Genomic DNA, 4,593 nt, shown 5'->3' with positions numbered 1-4,593 from the left:
GCGCCACCCTGGTGGGTGGCACCGCCCGCGCAACTGACTGGGGAGAGCCAAACGCCCGGCGGACCGGAGGTCAACGGGCCCGCTTCCGCACTGGCAGATTCTCGCCAACTGACCGAGGGGGAAGGGAGGTTGGATACTGCCGGTTGGTCAGTTGACCGCCCAGACCTGGAGGGGTGATCCGGTGTCGGGCTGCTGGGTGGTCCGGGCGCCGTCGGCGGTGGACGCGGTGGTGAGGAGCAGGCCGCTCTTCTGGGAGGTGATCCGGTAGCCGCCGGCGGCGGGGGTGAGCTGCCAGCGCTGGTTGCCGCCGCCGGTGCAGGCCCACTGGATCACCTTGGCGCCGGCGGAGGTGGAGCCGCCGTCGACGTCCATGCACAGGTGGGACTCGCCGTTGGCGATCTGGTAGCCGCCGTCCGCCTGCCGGGTGAGCACCCAGGTCTGGTTCGGGCCGCCGTTGGGGGCCCAGGTGACCAGTTGGGTGCCCTGGGCGGTGGAGTGGCCGGGGTCGTCGAGGGCCTTGCCGGCGGTGGTCAGGGTGTGGGTGCCGTCCAGCGGGGGGTTGGGCACGGTGCCGGTGGCGGTCAGGGTGAGGGTCTGCTCGCCGGGGCCGCGGGTGCCGCCGACGGGGTTGCCGGTGGTGTCGGCCCAACTGCGGGTGGGGGTGGTCTCGGTGGACCGGCTGTTGGTGGCGGAGAGGCCGAGGACGAGTCCGCTGTAGCGGTTGACCAGCTTGAACGCGCCGGTGGCGGTTCCGTCGGCGGACTTCCCGGGGATGACGAACCACTGCTGGCCGACGGTGGGCCCGCCCGGGCCGGCGGCGGTGGCGGTGGGGCGGGCGCCCCAGGCGCGGCCGGCGGTGGCGGTGGAGTCGACGCCGAGCAGGCGGCCGGTGGCGGCGTTGGCGATCCGGTAGGAGCCGTCGCCGTTGGTGGTGAAGCTCCAGGCCTCCAGGGCGGAGCCGGTGCCGGCGGCCAGCGAGGTGGTGGCCGGGCCGCCGGCGACCTGGGCGAGGACCCGGCCGTCGGCGTTGCCGATCCGGTAGGTCTTGCCGGGGTCGACGGGGGGAGCGGCGGGCGCGGTGCCGTCGATCGTCACGTCCACGTACTCGCCGGACGCGCCGTTGGAGCAGCCGAAGGCGCAGTACGAGCGGAAGGTCTTGCCGACGATGGTGGTGTTGGTGCGGTTCGCGCTGTCGAGGAACCAGCGGTACCAGGACGCGGTGTGGTAGCCGCCGGTGTCGCCGATCGGCACCCACTTCTGGCTGGCGAGGTCGACGGTGGCGTAGTACTGCTGGGGCGCGGAGCCGCTCTGGTCGACGGCCTGCGGTTCGGCGATGTACAGCCCGAGGTAGGCGTTGTAGGTGATGTCCATGACGAACAGCGGTGAGGTGGGGGGCATCGTGCCGGCCGCGACCTGCTGGGCCACGGTGCCGGTGTTCGCCGGGTCGTACTCGTCGGCGACCGGGGTGTAGCCGGTGGGGTGGGCGGAGTCGGCGGGCACCAGGTTGCTCTCCTGGCCGCCGGTGCCGGGCTGCGACCACGCGCCGTCGTACCACTTCTGCCACGAGTCGGGTGCCATCTTGGCGGCGATCGGGGCCCGGGCGACGTGCTCGTGGAAGGCCTTCCAGCTACCGCCCTTGTCGACGATCCGCGAGCCGTAGTAGACGTAGAAGTAGCCCGAGGCGGTGTCGACGAACAGGCGTTGGTCGCCGTCACCGTAGTCGAAGGTCTGGTTCGGGAAGGCCGCGGTGTCGCCCCGCTGGGTGCTGTACGGCGAGGTGATGGCGTGGTCCTTGATGGTCCACGTCCGGCCCTGGTCGCTGGAGACGGCGTAGTCGATGGCGTCGAAGTGGAGGCCGTCGCCGAAGGGTTGCGGGGTGAACTCGTTGTGCACCAGCCCGTACCAGTCGCCGGTGTCCGGGTCGACCCAGATGCCGGAGAGGTCGCAGTAGTTCTTCTGGGCGTAGCCCGACCCGGCGGGCGCGGAGGTCGAGGTCAGGCCGGTGGGGCTGTTGTTGCAGCGCCAGGTGGTGTCGTTGTTGCGGTCCTGGGGGTTGGCGGGGTTGACGGCGTTGCTGAGCGCGCTGGACCGGGTGGCGGAGTCGAAGTCCTTGCCGGTGAAGAAGTCCCAGTACCGCGGGTCGTTCGCGCCGTAGAGCGCGGCGGACTGCTGGAAGTAGAAGGTGCCGTCCTTGTCGGTGTACGGGACGGCGGGGGTGTCGGTGGGGTGGGCGTAGCCGACCGGCTTGCCGACGCTCACGGTGTACGGGGCGGTTGACGGGCCGCCGGCCGGGGCGGCTGACGGTTCGGGGGCGGCCGACGCGGCCGGGGCGAGGCCCGCGCTCAGCGCCAGGAGCGCGGGGGCGAGGACGGCGGCGAGTGCTCTGCGGGGTGGGGCGGACACGAGGTCTCCTTCGGTGCTGCACCGTCGGGGCGGGGGTGGGCGGTGCTGCTCGGGCCCGCCGGTCGTCGTTGGGGGCGCGACCGCCGAGCCCGGCGATGGCATGCAGTATCCGGCCTTCTTGCGCGCAACTGTCAACACCTCTGAGCAACAAATTGCACAGACGGGTTCCATGGAGTGCTTGAAGATGCTTGAATCTGGCCAGAAAGAAGCAGGTATCAGCAACAATCAAGTGGAGGTGGCCGATGGCGACCCATGTCGAGGCCGAGATCGCCAGCCAGCCGGACTGCTGGCGCCGCGCGGCGGAAGTCGCCGCGGCGGAGTGCACGGCGCTGCCGGAGGCCGGTGAACGGGTCGCGGTGATCGGCTGCGGGACGTCACTGTTCATGGGCCAGGCGTACGCCGCCATGCGGGAGTCGAGCGGACAGGGCGTCACGGACGCCTTCGCCGCCTCCGAGTTCCCGGGCGTCCGCTCGTACGACCGCGTGATCGCGCTGACCCGCTCCGGCACCACGACCGAGGTCCTGGCCCTGCTGGAGCGGGTGCGCGGAAAGGTCCGCACCGCGGCCGTCACCGCCGACCCGCGGACCCCGGTGATGACCGCGGCCGACGACATCGCCGTGCTGGACTTCGCCGACGAGCGGTCCGTGGTGCAGACCAGGTTCGCCACCACGGCGCTCACCCTGCTGCGGGCCCACCTGGGCCTGCACACCGAGGCGGTGGAGGCCGACGGCCGGGCGGCCCTGGCGGAGCCGCTGCCCGAAGGCCTGGTGGACTGCACCCAGTTCACCTTCCTCGGCACCGGCTGGACGGTCGGGCTGGCGAACGAGGCCGGCCTCAAACTGCGCGAGGCCGCGCTCGCCTGGAGCGAGGCGTACCCGGCGATGGAGTACCGGCACGGCCCGATCAGCATCGCCGCGCCGTCCACCGCCACCTGGATGCTGGGCGCCGCACCGGTGGGCCTGGCCGAGCAGGTCCGGGGCACCGGCGCCCGCTGGATCGAGGGCCGGCTCGACCCGCTCGCGGAACTGGTGCGCGTCCACCGGCTGGCCGCCGCGCTGGCCGCCGCGAAGGGCCTGGACCCGGACCAGCCGCGCAACCTGACCCGGTCCGTGGTGCTCGCCGACTCATGACCGACCAGCCTCGGTTCACGACCGACCAGCCTCGGACCACGACCGACCGACCTCGGCCCACGACCGGCCGGCGTCAGCCCGTGCCCGACCGGCGTCAGCCCATGACCGGGCAGCGCCTGGTCGTCGCCGTGGACGTCGGCGGCACCGGTATCAAGGCCGCCCTGCTGGACCGGGAGGCGGCCGTCCGGCACCAGGCGTGGCGCGCCACCGGGCGCGAACGGGGCCCGGAGGCCGTCGTGGCCACCGTCGTCGACCTGGTCGCGGACGTGCGGCGGGAGGCCGGGCGGCAGGGCGCGGAGGTCGACGCCGTCGGCCTGGCCGTTCCCGGCATCGTCGACGAGGCCACGGGGACGGGCGTCTACTCCGCCACGATCGGCTGGCGGGACGTCCCGTTCCGGGAGCTCGTCGCCGAGCGCACCGGCCTGCCCGTGGCCGTCACCCACGACGTGCGCGCCGGCGGCGTGGCCGAGGCCCGGCTCGGAGCCGGGCGCGGCGAGGAGCGCTTCCTGTTCGTCCCGGTCGGCACGAGCATCGCCGCCGCCGTCATGACCGGCGGCCGCGCCATGCCCGGCGCGCACCACCGGGCCGGGGAGATCGGCCACCTCGTGGTGCGCCCGGGCGGGGAACCGTGCGCCTGCGGGGCCCGGGGCTGCGCCGAGACCTACGCCTCGGCGGCCGCCGTGGCGCGGCGCTACACCGAGGCCACCGGCCGGCCGGCCCTCGCACCGGAGGTGGCGCGGCTGGCCGCGGAGGGGGACGGGGCGGCCGGCGCCGTCTGGCAGGAGGCGGTCGACGCCCTGGCCGACGCCCTGCTGACGGCCGTCCTGGTGCTGGACCCGCCGCTGGTCGTGCTGGGTGGGGGCCTCGCCGAGTCCGGCGACCTGCTGCTCGCCCCGCTGGCCGCCGCCCTGGCCGGGCGCGCCCGGATCCAGGTCGCGCCGCGCCTGGTGCCCGCCGCGCTCGGGGACCGGGCCGGTTGCCTGGGCGCCGGCCTGCGCGCCCAGGCACGCGCCGCCGCCCGCCCGGGCCCCGGACGGAGGCCGGCGCCCGGGTCGTGACC

The 4,593-nt window shown here is 74.3% G+C and carries 3 protein-coding genes; 2 read left to right on the top strand and 1 reads right to left on the bottom strand.

Annotated features, from left to right (window positions below):
- Window positions 1-147 precede the first annotated feature (147 nt).
- Window positions 148-2,403 (bottom strand): RICIN domain-containing protein, encoded by a 2,256-nt coding sequence (locus ACFV6I_RS29895; protein WP_380428634.1) that lies wholly within the window; start codon window positions 2,401-2,403, stop codon window positions 148-150.
- Window positions 2,404-2,645: 242 nt separating this feature from the next.
- Here ACFV6I_RS29895 and ACFV6I_RS29890 point away from each other — a divergent pair, with 242 nt between their 5' ends.
- Both ACFV6I_RS29890 and ACFV6I_RS29885 read left to right on the top strand, forming a co-directional pair.
- Window positions 2,646-3,533: an SIS domain-containing protein gene (locus tag ACFV6I_RS29890; protein WP_063345963.1), complete on the top strand. Its 888-nt coding sequence runs from the start codon at window positions 2,646-2,648 to the stop codon at window positions 3,531-3,533.
- A 101-nt stretch (window positions 3,534-3,634) separates the two neighbouring features.
- Complete coding sequence (locus ACFV6I_RS29885; protein WP_380428632.1) at window positions 3,635-4,591, top strand: ROK family protein; 957 nt, start codon at window positions 3,635-3,637, stop codon at window positions 4,589-4,591.
- Window positions 4,592-4,593 lie beyond the last annotated feature (2 nt).

This window comes from Kitasatospora sp. NPDC059803 (assembly GCF_042732255.1).
Lineage (GTDB): Bacteria > Actinomycetota > Actinomycetes > Streptomycetales > Streptomycetaceae > Kitasatospora.
This window is presented reverse-complemented; position numbering and strand designations above follow the sequence as displayed.